The 22231-nt window shown below is 62.3% G+C and carries 20 protein-coding genes; 14 read left to right on the forward strand and 6 right to left on the reverse strand.

Annotated features, from left to right (window positions below; all coding sequences use genetic code 11):
* Positions 1-7 precede the first annotated feature (7 nt).
* The gene (locus LHAB_RS07795) at positions 8-955 is read right to left on the reverse strand and encodes a hypothetical protein (protein WP_090045190.1); all 948 of its coding nucleotides are present in this window, start codon (positions 953-955) and stop codon (positions 8-10) included.
* A 232-nt stretch (positions 956-1187) separates the two neighbouring features.
* Complete coding sequence (locus LHAB_RS07800; protein ID WP_090045192.1) at positions 1188-1859, reverse strand: DUF2076 family protein; 672 nt, start codon at positions 1857-1859, stop codon at positions 1188-1190.
* 204 nt (positions 1860-2063) lie between these two features.
* Between LHAB_RS07800 and LHAB_RS07805 the strand changes: the two genes are divergently transcribed.
* The 13 genes from LHAB_RS07805 (at position 2064) to LHAB_RS07865 (ending at position 15372) form a co-directional block, all read left to right on the forward strand.
* The gene (locus LHAB_RS07805; RefSeq protein WP_090045193.1) at positions 2064-3248 is read left to right on the forward strand and encodes an MFS transporter; all 1185 of its coding nucleotides are present in this window, start codon (positions 2064-2066) and stop codon (positions 3246-3248) included.
* A 19-nt stretch (positions 3249-3267) separates the two neighbouring features.
* A complete protein-coding gene (locus LHAB_RS07810; protein ID WP_090045195.1) occupies positions 3268-3735 on the forward strand; it encodes a CoA-binding protein in 468 nt (155 codons plus the stop codon).
* A 55-nt stretch (positions 3736-3790) separates the two neighbouring features.
* Positions 3791-5074, forward strand: a complete 1284-nt coding sequence (locus tag LHAB_RS07815; protein ID WP_090045196.1) for an O-acetylhomoserine aminocarboxypropyltransferase/cysteine synthase family protein — start codon at positions 3791-3793, stop codon at positions 5072-5074.
* A gap of 62 nt (positions 5075-5136) precedes the next feature.
* Complete coding sequence (locus LHAB_RS07820) at positions 5137-6405, forward strand: lipoprotein-releasing ABC transporter permease subunit (RefSeq protein ID WP_090045198.1); 1269 nt, start codon at positions 5137-5139, stop codon at positions 6403-6405.
* Between the two features lies 1 nt (position 6406).
* The gene (lolD, locus tag LHAB_RS07825) at positions 6407-7093 is read left to right on the forward strand and encodes a lipoprotein-releasing ABC transporter ATP-binding protein LolD (RefSeq protein WP_369814129.1); all 687 of its coding nucleotides are present in this window, start codon (positions 6407-6409) and stop codon (positions 7091-7093) included.
* Positions 7094-7107: 14 nt separating this feature from the next.
* Positions 7108-7947, forward strand: coding sequence for a TatD family hydrolase (locus tag LHAB_RS07830; protein WP_090045201.1), 840 nt, complete (start codon positions 7108-7110; stop codon positions 7945-7947).
* On the forward strand, positions 7944-8714 hold the full coding sequence (locus LHAB_RS07835) for a class I SAM-dependent methyltransferase (protein ID WP_090045202.1): 771 nt from the start codon (positions 7944-7946) through the stop codon (positions 8712-8714). The genes LHAB_RS07830 and LHAB_RS07835 overlap by 4 nt, the downstream gene beginning before the upstream one ends.
* 147 nt (positions 8715-8861) lie before the next feature.
* Complete coding sequence (locus tag LHAB_RS07840) at positions 8862-9350, forward strand: tripartite tricarboxylate transporter TctB family protein (protein WP_090045204.1); 489 nt, start codon at positions 8862-8864, stop codon at positions 9348-9350.
* Positions 9351-9363: 13 nt separating this feature from the next.
* Complete coding sequence (locus tag LHAB_RS07845) at positions 9364-10875, forward strand: tripartite tricarboxylate transporter permease (RefSeq protein WP_090045205.1); 1512 nt, start codon at positions 9364-9366, stop codon at positions 10873-10875.
* 176 nt (positions 10876-11051) lie between these two features.
* On the forward strand, positions 11052-12026 hold the full coding sequence (locus tag LHAB_RS07850) for a Bug family tripartite tricarboxylate transporter substrate binding protein (RefSeq protein WP_090045207.1): 975 nt from the start codon (positions 11052-11054) through the stop codon (positions 12024-12026).
* Between the two features lies 1 nt (position 12027).
* Positions 12028-13650 (forward strand): gamma-glutamyltransferase family protein, encoded by a 1623-nt coding sequence (locus tag LHAB_RS07855; RefSeq protein ID WP_090045208.1) that lies wholly within the window; start codon positions 12028-12030, stop codon positions 13648-13650.
* A 2-nt stretch (positions 13651-13652) separates the two neighbouring features.
* A complete protein-coding gene (locus LHAB_RS07860; protein ID WP_255349694.1) occupies positions 13653-14570 on the forward strand; it encodes a DMT family transporter in 918 nt (305 codons plus the stop codon).
* A gap of 1 nt (position 14571) precedes the next feature.
* Positions 14572-15372: an SDR family oxidoreductase gene (locus LHAB_RS07865; RefSeq protein ID WP_090045210.1), complete on the forward strand. Its 801-nt coding sequence runs from the start codon at positions 14572-14574 to the stop codon at positions 15370-15372.
* A gap of 11 nt (positions 15373-15383) precedes the next feature.
* On the opposite strand, the gene LHAB_RS07870 is transcribed toward LHAB_RS07865, so the two are convergent.
* Positions 15384-16283, reverse strand: coding sequence for a DMT family transporter (locus LHAB_RS07870; protein WP_090045212.1), 900 nt, complete (start codon positions 16281-16283; stop codon positions 15384-15386).
* Positions 16284-16404: 121 nt separating this feature from the next.
* Between LHAB_RS07870 and LHAB_RS07875 the strand changes: the two genes are divergently transcribed.
* Complete coding sequence (locus LHAB_RS07875; RefSeq protein WP_090045213.1) at positions 16405-17388, forward strand: quinone oxidoreductase family protein; 984 nt, start codon at positions 16405-16407, stop codon at positions 17386-17388.
* Positions 17389-17490: 102 nt separating this feature from the next.
* Here LHAB_RS07875 and LHAB_RS07880 read toward each other — a convergent pair whose 3' ends face one another.
* The 3 genes from LHAB_RS07880 to ileS form a co-directional block, all read right to left on the reverse strand.
* The gene (locus tag LHAB_RS07880; RefSeq protein ID WP_090045215.1) at positions 17491-18639 is read right to left on the reverse strand and encodes an aminotransferase class V-fold PLP-dependent enzyme; all 1149 of its coding nucleotides are present in this window, start codon (positions 18637-18639) and stop codon (positions 17491-17493) included.
* Between the two features lie 66 nt (positions 18640-18705).
* Complete coding sequence (gene lspA, locus LHAB_RS07885; protein WP_090045216.1) at positions 18706-19221, reverse strand: signal peptidase II; 516 nt, start codon at positions 19219-19221, stop codon at positions 18706-18708.
* 28 nt (positions 19222-19249) lie between these two features.
* On the reverse strand, positions 19250-22126 hold the full coding sequence (gene ileS, locus LHAB_RS07890; RefSeq protein WP_090045218.1) for an isoleucine--tRNA ligase: 2877 nt from the start codon (positions 22124-22126) through the stop codon (positions 19250-19252).
* Between the last annotated feature and the right edge of the window lie 105 nt (positions 22127-22231).

Genomic DNA, 22231 nt, shown 5'->3' on the forward strand with positions numbered 1-22231 from the left:
GGGGAGATCAGGCGGTGAGCAGGGCTTGAAGTGTCGCTGCAGGGGAAGATTTTTGAAACAGTCGGGTGATCCGCTGGTGCCAGGCCGCTGGCGCGGCCGTGTAAGTGTGGGCCGTGTGTTCGCTGCACAGGCTGAGCGTGCCTTGGCCCGTGGCCTTGACGTGTTGCAACAAGTCGGCCACGGCCGTGGCATCGAGCTGCTGCCAAGCTTGTCGCCAAGTCTGCAGATCGCCATTCAAGGCGCTGGACCGCAGGGCGTCCGACACGGTCAAGGGCTGGGCTGCGGCGGGTGGGGGGGCAGGCAGCTTGCCTGCGCCATGCAGCCAAAAGGCGTTGACGGTGTGCTGTCTGCGGGCCTCGCGGGCGTCGTTCACGGGATGGTTGTAGAGCAGCATCTGCATCTCGCTTTGCAGGCGTTGCAGGGGGCGGGCAGCGGGGTGCTGGGGCATCCAGTCTTTCACGTTCTGGCCGATCACCCGGTCGAGCGAGGCGGTGGGCAGATTGGCCAGCAGCGCCCCTTGGGCGTGCCAGCGCAAGGCGCTGTGCCAGGTCACCTGCAAGCCGTCTTCTTGCAAAAACGGCTGCATGGCTTGCAGCAATTGCTGCGATTCATCGTCGCTCAAGCGCAAATGCGCGGGGTCGGCCATCACCACTTGGTCCATGCCGATCTGCCAGTGGCAGGGGGTCATCCAGGCTTGGGGGGCTGCGCTGTGCTGGCCTTGCAGCGCTAGGTGCCAAGCGGCCCAGGGCAGGGTGGGGGCGTCAAGCGGCCAGCCCAGGGCCTGGGCTTTCAGGCGCTCGTGCGGCAGGTGCAGCGGTGGGGTTTCAGGTTCTTGGAGCACCTGCTGGCGTTGCATCAGCGGCAGCAGGGCTTGCAAATGGGGCCACTGCAAACCGGCCCAAACCTCGGGGCCGATGAGGGCGTGGCTGGCGGCGAAGGGAATGATCAGGTGCATGGGGCCTGATTGTCGCAGGCCACCCGATGACCTTGAACCGCTGGACTTGGGGGGTCTTCAGGCGGCGTTCATGCCGAAGATCACCGCCCAAACCGCGCGCTTGTTTTGTCAATCCAGTTGGGCAACCCGTCTTCGAGGCTTTTGGCGGCGTGCCGGGGGCGATGGGGTTCTATTCACAGTTTTTGGTCCGTGGGGGTTGGACGGCCGGAGGTCAAGGCCACTGGGCTGAGCGTCAAGCCCAGTCATCTCCAGCGTCCCCAAAAATGTCGCCCACATCTTCAGCTGAAGCCTGTGGCGACACCAGACCGGGTAAGTCTTCCTCTGCGGCGTGGCCCAAAGAGGATGCGGCGTTGGACTCGGGCGAGGACTTGGACTGCCCCATGAGGCTTTGCATGCCCTGAAACAACAAGCCCCCCGCCACCACGCCTGCCGCGGTGGTCGCCATTTGGGTCATCATGCCGCCGCCCCAAGCGCTGGTGGGTGCGGCTTGGGCGGGCATGGCCGCTGGGCGTGCGACCGTGGGTGCGCGGGTGGCGAAAGGGGCTGTAGGGCTTGGCATGGTCGGTGCGGCTGTTTCCGCACCCCGGCCCCAGCCCTGCGCACCTGTCATCCAAGACCCCTGGGTGGCCGGTGCAGGCACTGGGGCGGCCTGGTTTTTTTGGAGTTCGGCCAATTGCGCCAACTGCTGCATGCATTGCGTCTCCAATTGCTGGATACGGGATTGGGCCGCCTCCAGCGCCAAACCCAAACCCATGGCCCGCTGCACCAGCAAATAAGCGGCATCGGCTTGGGCACTGACCGCTTCACGGATCAGCTGGTCTGCCGTGGTGTCTTTCGGGTCGGCTCGGGTCTGGCGCAAAGCGCTCAAAAATTGCTGCAACTGGTCACGTTCTGAGGCGTTCATCGGGTCACCTTTGGGGCCAAGGAAGGCCCATTATGGGTAAACCCAGTGGACCAGGTGCAGGCTGGATTTGAATCCGCAGACTCAAGAGGGCATGCGGGGTTTTGTGGCAGAGGCACCTGGTCGCGATGGGCCTGTCATCCCAACCGGCCAGGGCCAGGGCTTCAAAGGCACAATGACAGCCAACTCAAAAAAACCGGAGACCCGATGAAAGAGACCCCGTATGCCTGGGTGGTGGTGTGGGCCACCTTTGTGTGCCTGGCCGTGATCTTTGGGGTGTCGTATTCGTTTGCAGCGTTCTTTGAGTCGTTTGCGGCCGAGTTTTCTGCGCAGCGGGCCGATGTGTCCTGGATTTTTGGCCTGTCGGGCTTTGTTTATTTTGTGTTGGGCGCAGGCGGCGGCGTCTTGGCCGACCGCTTTGGCCCGCGCAAGGTGTGCTCGGCCGGCATGGTGCTGATCGCCTCGGGTTTGCTGGCCACCAGCTGGGCCACGTCCTTGCTGGCGGTGTATCTGAGCTATGGTTTGCTGGTGGGATTGGGCATTGCCTTGGTCTACACCCCATCGATTGCCAGCGTGCAGCCTTGGTTCACCACCCGCCGGGGGCTGGCCGGGGGCTTGGCCAGCTCGGGCGTGGGGGCGGGCACCTTGCTGGTGCCTGTGCTGGTGGCCATGGCGATTGGTCCCATGCCGTGGCGCCAAGCCATGCAGTGGCTGGCCTTGGGGGTGCTGGTGCTGGGCTTGCTGGCAGCGGGTTTGCTGCGGCGCGCGCCGGCAGCTCAGTCGCCGGGGGCGGGCGGTTCCGCCACGGGTCTGACTTTGCGCGAAACCCTGCACAGCCCAAGTTTTCGCTGGCTGTACCTGGCCACCGTGCTGGCCTCACCGGTGATGTTCATCCCGTTTGCGCACGTGTCAGCTTCGGCCCGAGATTTGGGCCTGGGCGAGGCCTTTGCGGTCGGCTTGGTGGGCTTGATCGGTGTGGGCAGTCTGATTGGGCGCTTTGCCATTGGCCTGCTGGCCGACCGGCTCGGCCGGGCGCAGACGCTGGTGCTGATGCAGCTGTCCATGGGCGCGTCGTATGCGCTGTGGGGGCTGGCCGGGGGGCAGGGGCTGCTGCTGGTGTTTGCCCTGTGGTTTGGGCTCAGTTATGGCAGCATCGTGTCGCTCTTGCCCGCCATTTGCATGGATTACTTTGGTGGCCGGTCGGTGGCCAGTGTGGTGGGCACGCTCTACAGCGGCGCGGCCCTGGGCAATTTGCTGGGGCCCGTGCTGGCCGGAGCGGCGTTTGACTGGAGCGGGCATTATCTGGGTGTGATGGCGGTGTGCGGCGCTCTGTCGCTCATGGCCACCTGGGCCTCAGGGCAGATGAAACGCAGCGGCCATGTGAAGTATTGAGCCAAGAAAGACTGACCTCATGAACAACGATTTGCACGCGCTGCGGCGCATCCTCCAAAGTTGCCACACCATCGCCGTGGTGGGCTTGTCTGCCGAATGGCACCGCCCCAGTTACTTTGCGGCCAAGTATATGCAGACGCACGGCTTCAGGATCGTGCCGGTCAATCCCCGCTATGCGGGCAGCCAAGTGTTGGGCGAGACTTGCTACGCCAGTTTGGGCGACATCCCTTTCCCGGTCGACATGGTCGATGTGTTTCGCCGCAGCGAAGATGTGCTGCCGATCGCCGAGCAAGCCGTGCAGATCGGCGCGCGGTGCCTGTGGCAACAGTTGGGGGTGGCCAACGCGCCAGCCCAAGCGCTGGCCCTGCAGGCGGGGCTGGATTCGGTGAGCAACCGCTGCGTCAAGATCGAACACGCCCGCTTGTTTGGAGGCCTGAACTGGGTGGGCGTGAACACCGGCATCATCTCGGCGCGGCGGCTGGTGTGAGGGCCGACACCATGGGCCCTTGCCATTTTTGAACCGACTTTTCATACCGACTGCCATGACCGACCGCCAATTTCACCCTGAGACCCTGGCCATCCACGCCGGACAGATTCCCGATGCGGCCACGGGGGCCCGCGCCCTGCCGATTTACCAGACCAGCAGCTTTGTGTTTGACAGCGCAGAGCACGCGGCATCGCTCTTCAACTTGCAAACCTTTGGCAATGTCTATTCGCGCCTGAGCAACCCCACCGTGGCTGTGCTGGAAGAGCGCGTGGCCGCGCTCGAAGGCGGGCGCGCCGCGGTGGCCAGTGCCTCGGGCATGGCGGCCGAGACGATGGCGCTGATGACCATCTTGCAGTCGGGCGACCATGTGGTGGCGGCAGGGGCTTTGTACGGTGGCTCGGTCACCCTGCTGGCCGTGAGCCTGGCCAAGTTCGGCATCGAGACCACCTTTGTGGACGCGACAAAGCCCGAGGCCTTTGCCGCCGCCATGCGCCCCAACACCCGGGCGGTGTATGCCGAAAGCCTGGGCAACCCCAGCATGGTGGTGCTGGACATTGCGGCCGTGGCCGAAGTGGCCCATGCGCATGGCGTTCCGCTCATCATCGACAACACCGTGCCCAGCCCGATGTTGTGCAACCCGCTGGCGCTGGGGGCTGACATCGTGGTGCATTCGGCCACCAAATACCTGGCCGGCCACGGCACCACGCTGGGCGGCGTGGTGGTCGAAGGGGGGAAATTCCCTTGGGACAACGGCAAGTTCCCCGGCATGACCGAGCCCTCGCAGGGCTACCACGGCGTCAAGTTTTACGAGACCTTTGGTGACTTTGGTTTTGCCATGCGCTGCCGCATGGAAAGCCTGCGCGTGTTTGGCGCAGCGCTCAGCCCCATGAGCGCCTGGCAAATCCTGCAAGGTGTGGAAACACTGCCCTTGCGCATGCAAAAACACTGTGACAACGCTTTGGGCGTGGCGAAGTTCTTGCAGGCCGACCCGCGTGTGGCCTGGGTGAACTATCCCGGCTTGCCCGACCACCCACAGCACGCCCTGATGCAACGCCAGATGCGCGGCGCCTCAGGCCTGTTGGCTTTTGGTGTGAAAGGCGGGCTGGCGCAAGGCGTGACCTTCATCGAGTCGGCCCAGTTCATGAGCCACCTGGTCAACATTGGCGACACCCGCACCCTGATCAGCCACCCGGCCAGCACCACGCACCGCCAACTCGACGAGGCCCAGCAACTGGCGGCCGGCGTGCCGCCCGACATGGTGCGTATTTCTGTGGGCCTGGAAAATCTGGACGACATCTTGTGGGACATCGACCAGGCGCTGGACAAAGCCAGCCGCTGAGGCGGGCCGTTGCGGCGGCCCCCTGGCGGGGCCGTCGGGTCCATTCGTCACAATAGAGGCCTATGGCTTTTTTCAAAAACATCCCCTATGAGCTGGTGCTGGGCTGGCGCTACACGCGCGCAGGCCGCGCCACCCGGCGAAACGGTTTCATTTCCTTCATTTCTGGGGTGTCCATGATGGGCATTGGTCTGGGGGTGGCGGCGCTCATCATCGTGCTGAGCGTGATGAACGGCTTCCAAAAAGAAGTGCGCGACCGCATGCTGGGGGTGGTGTCGCACATCGAGGTTTATGCCGCCGATGGCGCGGCCGTGGCCGACTTGCCCGCCTTGCTGGCCCGCCTGAAGGCGCACCCGCAGGTGCTGGGCGCGGCACCCTTCATCACCGCACAGGCCTTGCTGGCCAGAGGCGAGGACATGAAGGGCGTGCTGGTGCGTGGCATCGATCCGGCGCTCGAGCCCGAGGTCAGTGATTTGTCCAGCGACACCCAAGCCGGAGTGCTGCAGCGCCTGAAGCCTGGCGAGTTCAGCTTGGTGCTGGGGCGCGATTTGGCCAACAACCTGGGCTTGCAAAGCGGCGACCCGGTGACCCTGGTGTCGCCGTCTGGCCAGGTCACCCCTGCGGGTGTTGTGCCGCGCATGAAGCAAATGGGCGTGGTGGGCACCTTCTCGTCGGGCCATTACGAATACGACTCGGCGCTGGCACTGATGCAGGTCGAGGACGCCGCCCGCATGTTCCGGCTGGAGGGCCCGAGTGGCGTGCGCTTGAAGCTGCGCGATTTGCACCAAGCACGAGAAGTCGCGCGCGACTTGCAACTGGACTTGGGGCCAAGCTTTTTCGTGCGCGACTGGACCCAGCAGAACAAAACCTGGTTTGCCGCTGTGCAGGTCGAAAAACGCATGATGTTCATCATCCTCACGCTCATCGTGGCGGTGGCGGCTTTCAATTTGGTCAGCACGCTGGTCATGACGGTGACCGACAAACGCGCCGACATTGCGATCTTGCGCACGCTGGGGGCCAGCCCGCGCAGCATCATGGGTATTTTTGTGGTGCAAGGCGCCACGGTGGGCGTGATCGGCACGGTCAGTGGTTTGGCGCTGGGTCTGCTGGTGGCCTTCAACATCGACGTGATCGTGCCCGCCTTGGAGACGCTGTTCAACGCCAGCTTTTTGCCGCGCGACATTTACCTGATCAGCCGCATGCCCAGCGAGCCCTTGGCCAGGGACATCCTGCCTGTGGCCATCATCTCCCTGGTGTTGGCTTTTGTGGCCACGCTCTACCCCAGCTGGCGTGCCAGCCAGGTCAATCCGGCGGAGGCGCTGCGCTATGAATGACATGAAAAACCCGCTGGTGCTCCAGGCCCAGGGCCTGACCAAGCGTTTCACCGAAGGCCGATTGGATGTGACCGTGCTGCAAGGCGTGGACCTGGACGTGCAGGCGGGCCAGACGTTGGCCATCGTGGGCGCTTCGGGCTCGGGCAAAAGCACCTTGCTGCATTTGCTCGGCGGCCTCGATGCCCCGACCCAAGGCAAGGTGCAGCTCAAGGGCCAGTTGCTCTCGGCCCTGAGCGCGGCCGAGCAAGGCCAGTGGCGCAACCGTTATCTGGGATTTGTCTACCAGTTCCACCATTTGCTGCCCGAGTTCAGCGCGCTCGACAACGTGGCCATGCCCCTGTGGATTCGGCGTCAAGACCGCGCCGAAGCCGCTGCTGTGGCCACTGTGTGGCTGCAGCGCGTGGGCCTGGGCGAGCGATTGCACCACAGGCCCTCTGAATTGTCGGGTGGCGAGCGCCAGCGTGTGGCCCTGGCCCGTGCCTTGGTCAACGACCCGGCCTGCGTGTTGGCCGACGAGCCCACCGGCAACCTGGACCGCGAAACGGCGGACGGCGTGTTCGCGCTCATGCTCCAACTGGCGCGCGAGCGCGGCACCGCCTTTGTGGTGGTCACCCACGACCAGGCGCTGGCCGCCCGTTGTGATCGACAGCTGCACTTGGTCAAGGGTGTGCTGCAAGCGCCACTCTGAGCCCACACCGCGGTATGTGGATCGACACCCATTGCCACCTCGACGCGGCCGAGTTTGATGCCGACCGCGATGCGGTGCGGCAAGCGGCCCGCCAGGCGGGTGTGGCGCTTTGTGTGATCCCGGCGGTGCACCGAGCGCATTGGGCCGATGTGGCGCAGTTGGCCAAGCGGCATGCGGACGCCTACGCCCTGGGCATCCACCCGCTGTATGTGCCGCAGGCGCAAGAAGCCGACCTGCTGGCGCTGGAGCATGCATTGATCGAGCGCCGCGATGACCCGCGCCTCGTGGCCGTGGGCGAGATTGGGCTGGACTTTTTTGTGCCCGAACTGTGCACGCCGGACATGCGCGAGCGCCAATGGTTTTTTTACACCGCGCAACTGAAGCTGGCCCAAGAGCACGGCCTGCCCGTGTTGTTGCATGTGCGCCGCTCGGCCGACCTCTTGCTCAAGGGTTTGCGCCAGTGCCCGGTGGCGTCCGGCATTGCGCACGCTTTCAACGGCAGCACCCAACAGGCGCAGGCCTTTGTGGACATGGGTTTCGCGCTGGGCTTTGGGGGCACCTTGACCTACGAGCGCTCTTTGCAGTTGCGCCGCCTGGCTTGCGAGCTGCCCTTGAGCGCCATCGTGCTGGAAACCGATGCCCCCGACATCCCGCCGCAATGGCTCTACCAAACCGCCGAGCAGCGCGCGCAGGGCGCCGCCCAAGGCCGCAACAGCCCGGCAGAGTTGCCCCGCATCGCCCAAGTGCTCGCAGGCTTGCGCCAACTGCCGCTCACCGATCTGGCCACCGCCTCCAGCGCCAATGCCTGCCATGTGTTGCCCAAGCTCTCTGCTCTGTACCATCACGCCCCATGACCCGAAAAAAATCCTCTGCTCCCCCTGTCGAACTGCCCGAAGTCAATTTTTCCGAAGACGGCGAGATCCGTTACCTGCACCTGGGCACCGAGTGGATTCAGGGCTCCATGTTTTTGGACCGGCCCTTTGACATCGAGCTGGAATATGTGCAGCGCATGTTTGGTTGGTTGTTGTTTTTCCCGCTCTCGGAAGTCAAGGGGGCGCATGCCATGCAGCTGGGCCTGGGTGCCGGCACCATCACCAAGTTTTGCTACAAAAAACTCAAGATGACCTGCACCGCCGTGGAGCTCAACCCTGGCGTTTTGCACGCATGCCGGGGCTGGTTTCGCCTGCCACCGGACGACGAGCGCTTGCGCGTGGTGTTGGCCGATGCGTCTTTGGAAATTCAGAAGGACGAATGGCGCGGCACCGTGGACGCGCTGCAGGTGGACCTCTACGACGAAGAAGCGGCCGCCCCAGTGCTGGACACGCCCGACTTTTACCGCCATTGCCGCGAATTGCTCAGCCCACAAGGGTGCATGACGGTGAACCTGTTTGGCCGATCCTCGAGTTACGCCGAAAGTGTGGAGAAAATTTGCGCGGCTTTTGGCGAAGACGCTGTTTGGGCCTTCAAGCCCACGCGCGAGGGCAATGCCATCGTGCTGGCACAGCGCACCGCCAGCCGGCCCTCCAGGAATGCGCTGCTGCAAGCGGCCAGCGCCATCGAAGACCAATGGGGACTGCCCGCCTCCAAGTGGCTCAAGGTGTTCAAGCCCATCACCCCATGAGTGCGCGCCTGCTGCGTGGAGGGGTGGAGGGTTAAAAGCAAGGGTAAACCATGAGGTTGAATGTCTACCCGCATAGGTGTAACCCACATCCAGCTTGTGGGTATGTTCGCGCAGAATGGGCCCAACTCAAAGCAGAGGAGATATCTCGTGAACATCAAGAGTCAAAAAGACTTTTTTTCCGGTTTGTTCTACACCGTTGCAGGCTCGGCCTTCGCGTATGGAGCCACCAACTACAGCGTGGGCACGGGTGCCCGCATGGGGCCGGGCTACTTCCCGCTGCTCTTGGGCGTCTTGCTGGCCCTGATTGGGGCCTTCGTCATGTTCAAAGCCTTGACGGTGGAGACACAGGACGGCGACAAGATCGGCTCCTGGGCTTGGAAGCCTTTGTTCTTCATCATTGCCGGTAACGTGTTGTTCGGCATTTTGCTGGGGGGTCTGCCCAGCTTGGGCGTGCCGGCCATGGGTTTGATCGTGGCGATTTTTGGCACCACCTTGGTGGTCAGCCTGGCAGGGGACACCTTCAAACTCAAGGAGGTTTTAACCCTCGCCACGGTCCTGTCCATCGGCAGCTATGGTGCTTTCGTGATGCTGCTCAAATTGCAGTTCCCGGTCTGGCCCACATTCATCACCGGTTGAGGAGAAATAATTCATGGAACTGTTTGACAACCTCGCCCTTGGTTTTGGGGTGGCTTTCACCTTTCAAAACCTGATTTACGCGTTCATTGGCTGTTTGCTGGGCACTTTGATCGGTGTCTTGCCCGGTGTGGGCCCTGTGGCTACTATCGCGATGCTGTTGCCCGCTACCTATGCTCTGCCGCCTGTGGCTGCGCTGATCATGCTGGCCGGCATTTATTACGGTGCGCAATACGGTGGCTCGACCACCGCGATTTTGGTCAACCTGCCCGGGGAGGCCTCATCGGTCGTGACCATGATCGACGGCTACCAGATGGCGCGCAAAGGCCGGGCCGGCCCGGCTTTGGCAGCAGCCGGTTTGGGTTCATTTTTTGCCGGCTGCGTCGGCACTCTGATCTTGGCAGCTTTTGCAGCACCCCTGACAGAGGTGGCCTTTAAGTTCGGTCCTGCCGAGTATTTCTCGCTCATGGTGTTGGGCCTGATCGGTGCTGTGGTGCTGGCTTCGGGCTCTCTGATCAAGGCCGTGGGCATGATTGTTCTGGGTTTGCTGATGGGCCTCATCGGCACCGACGTGAACTCGGGTGTGGCCCGTTTCAGCTTCGACATCCCTGAATTGACCGATGGCGTGGGCTTCATCGTGATCGCCATGGGCGTGTTTGGCTATGGCGAGATCATCTCCAACCTGTCCAAGCCAGAGGAAGACCGCGAAGTCTTCACCGCCAAAGTGACCGGCCTGATGCCCAACGCCGAAGACTTCAAAAACATGGTGCCTGCCGTGTTGCGCGGCACCGCTTTGGGTTCAGCCTTGGGCATCTTGCCCGGCGGTGGTGCACTGCTGGCGGCTTTTGCGGCCTACACCATCGAGAAGAAAACCAAGCTCCGTCCTGGCGAAGTGCCTTTCGGCCAGGGCAACATCCGTGGTGTGGCTTCCCCCGAGTCGGCCAACAACTCGGCCTCGCAGACTTCCTTCATCCCCTTGCTGACCCTGGGCATTCCGCCCAACGCCGTGATGGCCTTGATGGTGGGTGCGATGACCATCCACAACATCCAGCCGGGGCCTCAGGTCATGACCAGCAACCCCGAATTGTTCTGGGGTCTGATCGCTTCGATGTGGATCGGCAACGCCATGCTGATCATCTTGAACCTGCCCTTGATCGGCATCTGGATCAAGTTGCTGTCGGTGCCTTACCGCTGGTTGTTCCCAGCCATTGTCTTGTTCTGCGCGATTGGCGTGTACTCGACCAACAACAACACCTGGGACATCTGGATGGTGGCCATGTTCGGTGTGATTGGCTACGGCTTCATCAAACTCGGCATGGAGCCTGCGCCCTTGCTGCTGGGTTTCATCTTGGGCCCGATGATGGAAGAAAACCTGCGCCGTGCCATGTTGTTGTCGCGTGGTGACTGGAGCGTTTTCGTCACACGTCCCTTGTCGGCGGGTTTGTTGGCGGCGGCTGTGTTGCTGCTGGTCATCGTGACCTTGCCGTCCATCAAGTCCAAACGCGAAGAGGCTTTCGTCGAGGATTGAAGTTCTTCCTTGATCTGACTTTTGACAACGGCCTCCTCGGAGGCCGTTGTCTTTGATGCCCTGCCCATCGCGCACAAGCATCGTGGGCATGTCACTTGAGCGCAGCGCCGCTGCGCGACGTCTGAGAAAATCGCACGATTATGGTTGGGCAATTGGGCCTTCAGAGGAGAGCTTTCATGGAAAGAAAAAATTGGCTGCGCACTCTTTGCGCTGCAGCGGCTTTGGCGTTCGCTTGGGGCGGTGCGCAAGCCCAAAATTACCCGTCCAAGCCTGTGCGTTTGATCGTGCCCTTCCCAGCCGGTGGCGCGACCGACCTGTTTGCCCGCACGCTGTCGCAAAAGCTCAGCGAAAAAATGGGCACCACCTTGGTGGTTGAAAACCGTCCCGGTGCCGGCGGCACTTTGGGCTCTGACCTGGCCGCCAAGGCCAGTCCCGATGGCTACACCTTGCTCCTGTCCACCTCGAGCACACACTCGATTGGCCCCAACCTGAACCCGCGCATGCCCTATGACGCGGTGAAAGACTTCACCCCCATCAGCCAAGTGGGCAATGCGCCCAGCATCATGCTGGTGCCCAACAGCTCCCCGGCCAAGACCGTCAAGGAGTGGATCGATTACGCCCAAAAGAACCCCGGCCGTCTGAACTACGCCTCGAGTGGCAACGGCACCATCGTGCAGTTGTCGGCGGAGTTGTTCAAGGCCCAGGCCAATTTGTTCGTGGTGCACATCCCCTACAAGGGCACCGCCTTGGCCATTCCCGATTTGGTCAGTGGCAAAGTCGATGTCTTGTTTGACAGCCTGCCCACCGGCTTGCCCCATGTGCGCGACGGCCGTTTGCGTGCTTTGGGCGTGACCACCCTCAAACCCACCGCCTTGGCGCCCGGCGTACAACCCATTGCCGATGTTTTGCCGGGTTATGAGTCCAACACCTGGTTTGGCCTGTTTGGCCCCAAAGGTTTGCCACCTGAAGTGGTCAGCCGCGTGAACACAGCGGCCAACCAAGTGCTGCAAGACCCGGAGGTCATCGACAAGCTGCAACGCTTGGGCATTGAGCCCGTGGGCGGCACACCCGCTCAGTTCACCACCATGCTGGCCAAAGAGTCGGCCAAGTGGAAAAAGATCATCACCGAGCGCAAGATCACTTTGGATTGACATGAATTTCGATTACCAGTTCCCCTACAACAGCACCCGCTTGCCGCTGTTTGCGCGCAATGTGGTGTCGACCTCGCACCCCTTGGCCGCACAGGCTGGCCTGCGCATGATGCTCAAGGGCGGCAACGCGGTCGATGCGGCCATCGCTGCGGCCGCAGTCATCACCCTGACCGAGCCGGTCAGCTGCGGTTTGGGCTCGGATGCATTTGCCATCCTTTGGGACGGCAAAGCGCTGCACGGCCTCAACGCGTCCGGCCCGGCCCCCGCCACTTGGACGCCCGATTACTTTCACCGCAAATACGGTGCCGAGACCAAAACACCGCCCAAGCGCGGCTTTGATTCGGTCACCGTGCCCGGTGCGGTGGCTGGATGGGTGGCTTTGAGTGACCGGTTTGGCAAGCTGCCTTTTGCCGACTTGCTGGAGCCCGCCATCGAGGTGGCCGAGCGCGGTTATTTGATTCCGGTGGTGGTGCAGCAAAAGTGGGCCGCGGCCACGCCCGAGTTGCAGTCGCAACCGGGTTTTGCGCAAAGCTTTTTGCCCTGGGGCCGAGCGCCGCAGGTGGGCGAGCTGTTCCAGTTCAAGAATGCGGCGCGGGGCCTCAAAGCCATAGCTTCCACCAAAGGCCAGGCGCTGTATGGCGGCGAGATTGCCGAAGCCATTGAGCGTTTTGCCAAAGACAACGGCGGCAGCATCACCGCCAAAGACCTGGCCGATTTCAAGCCAGAGTGGGTCAAACCCATGGCGCAAGACTACCGGGGCTACACCCTGCACGAGATCCCGCCCAACGGGCAGGGCATCGCCGCGCTGATCGCCTTAGGTATCTTGTCCAACTTTGATCTGGCCGGCCACAAGGTGGACAGCGCCGACTCGCAGCACTTGCAAATCGAGGCCATGAAGCTGGCTTTTGCCGATGTGTACCGCTACGTGGCCGACCCGCGCTTCATGGAGCTGCCGCCCGAGCAAATGCTCGACCCGGCCTATCTGGCCAGCCGCGCCAAGCTGATCGACATGAAAAAGGCGCAAGACTTCAAAGCGGGCAACCCGGTCAAGGGCGGCACCATTTACCTCACGGCCGCCGATGAAAACGGCATGATGATCAGTTTCATCCAGAGCAATTTCATGGGCTTTGGTTCGGGCGTGGTCGAGCCCACTTACGGCATCAGCCTGCAAAACCGGGGCCATGGTTTCAGCACCGATTTGCAGGGACAAAACCCCGCCAATTTGGTAATGCCCGGCAAGCGCCCCTTCCAGACCATCATCCCGGCATTCCTGACCAAAGACGGCCAGCCGGTCATGAGCTACGGCGTGATGGGGGGCAATATGCAGCCCCAAGGCCATATGCAAACCCTGGTGCGCATGCTCGACTACGGCCAGAACCCGCAAGCGGCCTGCGACGCACCGCGCTGGCGTTTCAACACCGGCCTGAACATCAACGTCGAGGCCGCGATGAATGGCACCACCGTGCAAGAGTTGACGACACGCGGTCACCAGCTCGACATCATCAACGATTCTTACCAGGACTTTGGTGCAGGCCAGTTCATTTGGCGCATGGGCGACCCGGCGGTGCAGGGCTATCAGGCCGCCAGCGACCCGCGTCGCGATGGGCAGGCGGTGGGCTTTTGAAGGTGGTGAGCGCAGCGCAGCAACTGAGCACGGGACTTGTGCTGGCAATGGCTGGCTCCATCGCGTTCAGCGGCAAGGCCATCATCGTCAAGCTGGCCTACCGCTATGGCGTGGATGCGGTCACGCTGATCATGTACCGCATGCTGTTTGCGCTGCCTGGGTTTGTGCTCATGGCTTGGTGGGCCGGGCGTGGCAAAGCGGCCTTGACCCGGCGTGATGTGCTGGGCGTGGTGGGCCTGGGCTTTTGTGGTTACTACTTGTCGAGTTTTCTGGACTTTTGGGGGCTGGAGTACATCAGCGCTTCGCTGGAGCGATTGATCCTTTACCTCAACCCCACCTTGGTCCTGGTGTTGGGTTGGGTCCTGTTCAAAAAGCGCATCACGCACCGTCAAGGCGTGGCCATGGCCATCAGTTATGCCGGCGTGCTGCTGGTGTTCGGACACGAGGTGACCTTGGCTGGATCGCATGCTGCGCTGGGGGCTTTTTTGGTTTTTCTGAGTGCCGTGACTTACGCCCTTTATCTGACCTACAGCGGTCAGATGGTGCAGCGCTTGGGTGCTTTGCGCTTGGCAGGCCTGGCCACCACCGTGGCGTGCTTTTTCTGCATTCTCCAGTTTGTTGTGCTCAGGCCCATCGCCAGTGCACAGGTGCCCGACCCGGTGCTGTGGCTGTCTTTGTTGAACGCCATGGCCTGCACTGTGCTGCCGGTGCTTTTGGTCATGATGGCGATTGAGCGCATCGGTCCGGGGCTCACGGCCCAAACCGGCATGATTGGCCCCATGTCCACTCTGCTGATGGGTGTGTGGCTGCTGGACGAACCATTTAACATCTGGATCATTGCCGGGACCGCCTTGGTCCTGAGCGGTGTGTTTTGGGTCACACGGCCAGCGGGCCGCACAACATCAACTTCAGGAGATTGACATGGACTTGGGCATTGCAGGCAAATGGGCTTTGGTGGGTGGCGCAAGCAAAGGCTTGGGCTGGGGTTGCGCACGGGCACTGGCGCTCGAGGGCGTCAATGTGGTCATGGTGGCGCGTGGCGCAGATGTCCTGACCAAAGCCGTGGATGACTTGCGCGCCGAGACGGGCGGCCAAGTCCAGTTGATCGGTGTGGCGGTGGACATCACCACCGAAGCCGGACGCGAGGCCATCTGGAACGTGGCCGGTGGCCCGGGCAAAGACTACGACATCGTGGTCACCAACGCCGGTGGCCCGCCCCCAGGCGACTTCCGCGATTGGGACCGTGAGGCCTGGCTCAAAGCCATCGACGGCAACATGCTCACACCGATTGAACTCATCAAAGCCACCGTCGACCGCATGGCCGCACGCGGCTTTGGCCGCATCGTCAACATCACCTCCAGCGCCGTCAAAGCGCCCATCGACGTGCTGGGCTTGTCGAACGGTGCCCGCAGCGGCCTCACGGGTTTTGTGGCCGGCGCTTCGCGCAGCGCCATCGCGGCCAAAGGCGTGACCATCAACAACCTGCTGCCCGGTAAATTCGACACCGACCGCATCCGCTCGACCTTGCCCGCCATGGCTCAAAAAGTCGGCAAGACAGTGGAGGAGTTGCGCGTGATCCAACAAGCCCAAATCCCTGCCGGCCGCTACGGCAACCCGCAAGAATTCGGTGCGATCTGCGCTTTCCTGTGCAGCCAGCATGCGGCCTACATGACGGGTCAGAACGTGTTGGCCGATGGCGGCTCTTACGCCGGGACCTTCTGACTGGGCTTAAGTCACCTGCGCGATGACACCCAAATCCCGCCAATGATCAGCGCGAATGCCAGCGCGTGAAACAGTTGCGGCAACTCGCCCAAAAAGGCGGCTGAGAAGATGGCGGCGAACAGGGGGGTGAGGTTGGCAAAAAAGCCCGCCACCGCAGGCCCCGCTTGCTGGATGCCCAGGCCCCAGCAGCGGTAGGCCAGCACGGCCGGTCCTATAGAGACAAAAGCCAGCGCACTGACCAGCGGCCAGCCCCAGGTGATGTGGGCATCGGTCAGGCCCCATTCCATCCCTGCAAACAGGCCCGACCAAACCAGGCCAAACACCACTTGGGCCAGCAAAAATGCGGCCCAGTCGTTGCGGATGGCTTCGGGCTCGTCCCTGCGGCTGAGCAGCCAGCTGTACCAAGACCAGCAGGCCGTGGCCAGCAGGATGAACAAATCACCCGCCACCAAACGCACCGCCATGAGCTGCGCCCAGTCGCCCCTCGACAGCACCACCAGCACACCCAAAATGGACAGCGCTGCGCCGTAGACCTGGGCGCGGCGAACCGGTGCCTGAAAGAACAGCGCCCCAATGGCCAGCATCCACACCGGACCGCTGGCGGCCACCAGGGTCACGTTCAGCGGCGTGGATGTTTGCAGGGCCAGGTATTGCAGAGCGTTGTAGCAGCCCACGCCCAGCAAACTGAGCAGCGCAAAACGCCGCCAGTGTGACCACAGGCCACTGCCGCGGCGCAAAACCCAGGCTGCCAGGGGCAACAGGATCACAAAGGCCACGGCCCAGCGCAAGAGATTGAGCGTGATCGGGGGCACCAGGGTATTGACCATGCGGCCAATGACCGCATTGCCAGCCCACAGCAGCGGGGGCACGGTCAGCATCAGGGCGGTGCCGGGTGAGAGTTTTTGGGACATGCGGCACTGTATCGGCATTCGGGTTTTCCCGCTGTCGCCGACCTGTCCCCACCCCGAACACAGGGACGTGATTCGTGGCAAAGTCACGCATCGTTTGCTTTCAATCATTCAGGAGAATTCCATGAGCCTTCAAGTCCAGATCGACCAACACGGCGGTCCCGATGTCATGAAACTGGTCGATGTCACGGTGGGTGAACCCGGCCCCGGTGAGATCCGTATCCGTCACAAGGCGATTGGCCTGAACTTCATCGACGTGTACCAGCGCAGCGGTCTGTACCAGCTGCCCATGCCGCTCAAGCTGGGCATGGAAGCCTCGGGCGTGGTCGAAGCCGTGGGCGAGGGTGTCACGCACCTGAAAGTCGGTGACCGCGCTGCCTACGCCAGCCAGCCGCCTGGCAGCTACTGCGAAGTGCGTGTGATGCCCGCCAAGTGCGTGTGCAAGTTGCCCGATGCGATCTCGTTCGAGACCGGTGCGGCCATGATGCTCAAGGGTTTGACAGCGCAATACCTGCTCAAGCGCACCCAGCCCCAGGGCGGTTTGAAAGCCGGTGACTTTGTGCTGTTCCACGCGGCGGCAGGTGGTGTGGGCTTGATCGCTTGCCAGTGGGCCAAGTCTCTGGGCCTGCGCCTGATCGGCACGGCCGGCAGTGACGCCAAGTGCGCTTTGGCCAAAGCCAATGGCGCGGAGTTTTGCATCAACTATTCGACCGAAGACTTTCAGGCCAAGGTCAAAGAGATCACGGGTGGCGCGGGTGTGAAAGTGGTGTACGACTCGGTGGGCAAAGACACCTGGGACAAATCGCTCGATTGCCTGGCACCTTTTGGCTTGATGGCCAGTTTTGGCAATGCATCAGGCGCGGTCGCCCCTTTTGCGCCGGGCATCCTGGGCAACAAGGGCTCGATCTATGTCACGCGTCAAACCTTGTTCAACCACATCACCACGCGCGAAAACACCCAAGCCATGGCCGATGAGTTGTTCGACGCCGTCATCAGCGGCCGTGTGAAGATCCACATTGAGCAGACCTTCCCCCTCGCGCAGATTCAGGAAGCGCACAAAGCGCTGGAATCCCGCAAGACCACGGGTTGCACCATCATCACTTTGTAAAGCGGCGTGGGTGCTTCGGCACCGAACGCACGGCCACCCTGGCCGAAACGAAAAAACCGCTGACCTGGGAGGGTCAGCGGTTTTTTTTTCGTGGGTTCGGGGTCAGGCTGCCAGCTTGGCCTTGGGGGCGATGGTTTCGAGCGCACCGCGCAAGATCTGCAGGGTGCGGGGCACTTGGTGCCACTTGTCCAAGCCGAACAGGCCCATGCGGAAAGTGCGGAAGTCAGCCGGTTCGTCACACTGAAGCGGCACGCCTGCAGCGGTTTGCAGGCCCAGTGCCAGAAACTTCTTGCTGCTCTGGATGTCCGGGTCGGTGGTGTAGCTCACCACCACGCCTGGCGCTTCAAATCCGGGAGCCGCCACGCTGGGGAAGCCGTGCTCCAGAAGCAAAGAGCGCACTTGGCGACCCAAGGCCATTTGTTCTTCGCGCACCTTGGCAAAGCCGTAGGCTTCGGTTTCCAGCATGGCTTCTTGCAGGCGCAGCAGCGCATCGGTGGGCAAGGTGGTGTGGTACATGTGGGCACCACTTTCGTAGGTTTCCATGACTTGCAACCACTTTTTGAGGTCCATCGCAAAGGTGGTGCTGGTGGTGCTGTCAATCGCTTGCCGGGCACGCTCGCTCATCATGACCATGGCGCAGCAAGGCGAGCTGCTCCAGCCTTTTTGCGGCGCGCTGATCAAGATGTCAACGCCCGTGGCTTTCATGTCCACCCACATCGCACCAGAGGCGATGCAGTCCAACACCAGCAAGCCGCCCACGGCATGCACCGCATCGGCCACGGCCTTGAGGTAATCGTCGGGCAGGATCATGCCGGCGGCTGTCTCGACGTGCGGGGCGAACACCAAGGCGGGTTTTTCTGCCGCAATGGCGGCGGTCACTTCGGCGATCGGGGCCGGTGCCCAGGCCGCTTGCGCGCCTTCGGCGATGCGGCGCGCCTTGAGCACGCTGTGGCTCTTGGGGATCTGGCCCATGTCAAAAATCTGTGTCCAACGGAAGCTGAACCAGCCGTTGCGGATCACCATCACGTGCTGGTCGGTGGCGAACTGGCGTGCCACCGACTCCATGCCGAAGGTGCCGCTGCCGGGCACCAGCGCGACCGAGTGGGCGCCGTAAACGGTTTTGAGCATGCGCGAGATGTCGGTCATCACGCCGCCAAAGCGCTTGGACATGTGGTTCAGGGCGCGGTCGGTGTAGACCACCGAAAACTCAAGCAGGCCATCGGGGTCGATGTGGGGCAGCAATCCGGGCATGGGGATCTCCGTGTTTTTCAATCAGGAGGTGGAGCTTAACCGAGTTGGCAGTTTTGTGGGTTCGGCTCAGCGCCCGCGCCGCACACGCAAGATTTCGTCCAGGATCAGCAAGGCCGCGCCCACACTGATGCCGGCATCGGCCACGTTGAAGGCCGGGAAGTGCCAGGCACCCCAGTAAAAGTCCAGAAAGTCGACCACGTAGCCGTGCAGCAGGCGGTCGATCACGTTGCCGATGGCGCCACCCAAGATGAGCGAGATGGCCAGGCTGAAGAGTTTTTGGCCCGCGTGCGAGCGCAGCATCCAGACCATGAAGATGGCCGCAAAAACACCGATGCCGGTGAAAAACCAACGCTGCCAACCGCCGGCACCGGCCAAAAACGAGAAGGCGGCACCGTGGTTGTGCACCCGCACCAGGTTGAAAAACGAGGTGATGGGCGTGCTGTCGCCCAACTGGAAAGCCCCCAGCACCAGTACTTTGGTGAACTGGTCTACCAGCATCACCAAGAGGGCAATCCCCAGCCAAAGCGCCATGCCCTGGCTTTTGCTGGCGTGGCTTTTGCCGATTTTTTTGTTGCTGGCCATGGGTTTGCCTTCTCTTTTTTTGAGGCGTTCAGGCGACGAGGCGGCTTTCGCCCGCGCCGTGCAGGTTGCTCACGCAGCGCCCGCAAATCGTGGGGTGGGCAGCATCGTGGCCCACGTCGTCCGCGTAGTGCCAGCAGCGTTCGCATTTGGTGGCCTGGCTGGCGCTCACTTGCACCGCCAGAGTTTCGCCCGCCAGCAAAGTCACTTTGGAGGTGATGAACACGAACTTGATGTCCGCGCCCAGGCTGGTCAACAGCGCATGGTCGTCGGCGCCCGCGGTCAGCGCGATCTCGGCCTGCAAAGAGGCACCCACCTGGCCTGCGGTACGCAGGTTTTCGATGTCCTTGTTCACCAGATCGCGGATGTCGCGGATGCGGGCCCACTTGGCAAGCAGTTGGGCATCGGCCCGCCCGAAGTCGGTGAAGGTTTCCAAGAAGATGGATTCGGAGGTGCCGAAAGTCTTCCACGCCTCTTCGGCCGTGAACGACAGGAAAGGCGCCATCCAGCGCAGCATGCCATGGGTGATGCGGTAGAGCGCGGTTTGCGCGCTGCGGCGGGCCAGGCTCTTGGGCGCTGTGGTGTACAGGCGGTCTTTGAGCACGTCCAGGTAAAACGCGCCCAGGTCTTCCGAGCAATAGATTTGCAGCTTGGAGACCACAGGGTGGAACTCGTACGCATCAAAGTGGGCGCGGATGTCGGCCTGCAGCTGGGCGGCGCGGGCCAGGGCAAAGCGGTCGATCTCGAGCAGTTGCTCGTCGGGCACCGTGTCGGTCGCCGGGTCGAAGTCGCTCACATTGGCCAGCAAAAAGCGCAGCGTGTTGCGGATGCGGCGGTAACTGTCCACCACGCGAGCCAAAATCTTGTCGTCGATGTTGAGGTCGCCCGAGTAGTCGGTGGAGGCCACCCACAGGCGCACGATTTCAGCGCCCATCTTGGAGGTGATGGTTTGTGGCTCCACGGTGTTGCCCAAGCTCTTGCTCATCTTGCGGCCTTGGCCGTCGGTGGCAAAGCCGTGGGTCAGCAGTCCCCGGTAGGGCGCGCGGTCGTACAGCGCGCAACCCAGCAGCAGCGAGCTGTGGAACCAGCCGCGGTGCTGGTCGTGGCCTTCCAGGTACAAATCCGCCTCGGGGCTTGAATGGTCGGGTGAGTTGTGGAAAGGCGGCACACCGTAAGCGTCTTTGTGGCTGCCGCGCAGCACATGCTGGAAAGTGGAGCCGGAGTCAAACCAGACTTCCAGAATGTCGGTGCTCTTGGTGTAGCTGGGCGCATCGGCTGCGCCCAAAATTTCTTCCACCGTCACGCGGCTCCAGGCTTCGATGCCGCCTTTTTCAACAATGTCCGCAGCTTGGTCCAAGATGGCCATGGTGCGCGGGTGCAGCTCGCCGCTGTCTTTGTGCAAAAAGAAGGGCACGGGCACACCCCATGAGCGCTGGCGCGAGATGCACCAGTCCGGGCGGTTGGCGATCATGTCGCGCAGGCGGGTTTTGCCGTTTTCTGGATAGAACTGGGTCTGCTCGATGGCGTCGAGTGCCAGCTGGCGCAGGGTCTTGGGCGCCTTGTCTTGGGTGAACACGCCAACGCCTTCGTCCATGCGCACAAACCACTGGGCAGCGGCACGGTAGATGACGGGTGTTTTGTGACGCCAGCAGTGGGGGTAGCTGTGGGTGATGGTCACGGTGGACAACAAGCGGCCTGCGCCACGCAGCGCGTCCAGCACGACAGGAATGGCTTTCCAGATGTGCAGACCGCCAAACAGCGGAAAGTCTTCGGCATAGGTGCCGTTGCCTTGGACAGGGTTCAGGATGTCGTCGTACTTCAGGCCGTTGGCGATGCAGGAGTTGAAGTCGTCCACGCCGTAAGCGGGCGAGGAATGCACGAGGCCCGTGCCGTCGCTGTCGCTGACGTATTCGGCCAGGTACACGGGCGACAGGCGCTTGTAGCCCGCGTCCACGTCATGCAGCGGGTGTCGGAAGTTCAGGCCGCCCAGCGCCGTGCCTTTGGCGGTGGCCAGCACCGTGCCGCCTTGCAGGCCAAAGCGTTCCAGGCATTTGTCCACCAGCGACTCGGCCAGCACCAGGCAGCCCTTGTCCGTTTGCACCAAGGCATAGGTCAGCTCAGGGTGGGCGTTCAGGGCCTGGTTGGCGGGGATGGTCCAGGCGGTGGTGGTCCAGATCACAGCAAAGCCGGTGGGGCCCACGGGGGTGTTGGGCAAAGCAGACAGGCCAAATGCCGCAGCCAGTTGGGTTGCGTCATCGGTTTCAAAGGCCACATCCAGCGTGTCGCTTTGCTTGTCTTGGTATTCGATCTCGAACTCGGCCAGCGAAGAGCCGCAGTCAAAGCACCAGTAAACGGGCTTGAGGCCCCGGTACACAAAGCCGCGTTCGATCACGCGTTTGAAGGCGCGGATCTCGCCGGCTTCGTTGGCGAAGTCCATGGTGCGGTAAGGACGCTCCCAGTCGCCCAGCACGCCCAGGCGCTTGAAGTCTTCGCGTTGCTGGCCGATTTGCTCGGTGGCAAAGGCGCGGCTTTTGGCCTGCATGTCGTCTCTAGAGAGCTTGCGGCCGTGCAGTTTTTCGATGGCGTTTTCAATCGGCAGACCGTGGCAGTCCCAGCCGGGGATGTATTGCGCGTCAAAGCCCGCCAGTTGCTTGGACTTGACGATCATGTCTTTGAGCACTTTGTTGAGGGCGTGGCCGATGTGCAGTTTGCCGTTGGCATACGGTGGGCCATCGTGCAGCACGAACAGCGGAGCGCCTTGCCGGGCAGCACGCAGTTTTTTGTACAGACCGCCGTCGTTCCACTCACTCACCCAGCCCGGCTCGCGCTTGGGCAGATCGCCGCGCATGGGGAAGGGGGTGTCCATCATGTTGATGTGGGTGTCGGGGTTCTGGGTTTTATCGGTCATGGTGCGTCAAGTCGAGAGGGCTTCGACAAGCTCAGCCCGAGCGGCGGGCCGTTCGGAGAGATAGGGGCAAGAGGTGGGCCGTTTTTTCGTTCGCCCTGAGCCTGT

The organism is Limnohabitans sp. 2KL-27, assembly GCF_001269345.1.
Taxonomy (GTDB): Bacteria; Pseudomonadota; Gammaproteobacteria; order Burkholderiales; family Burkholderiaceae_C; genus Limnohabitans_A.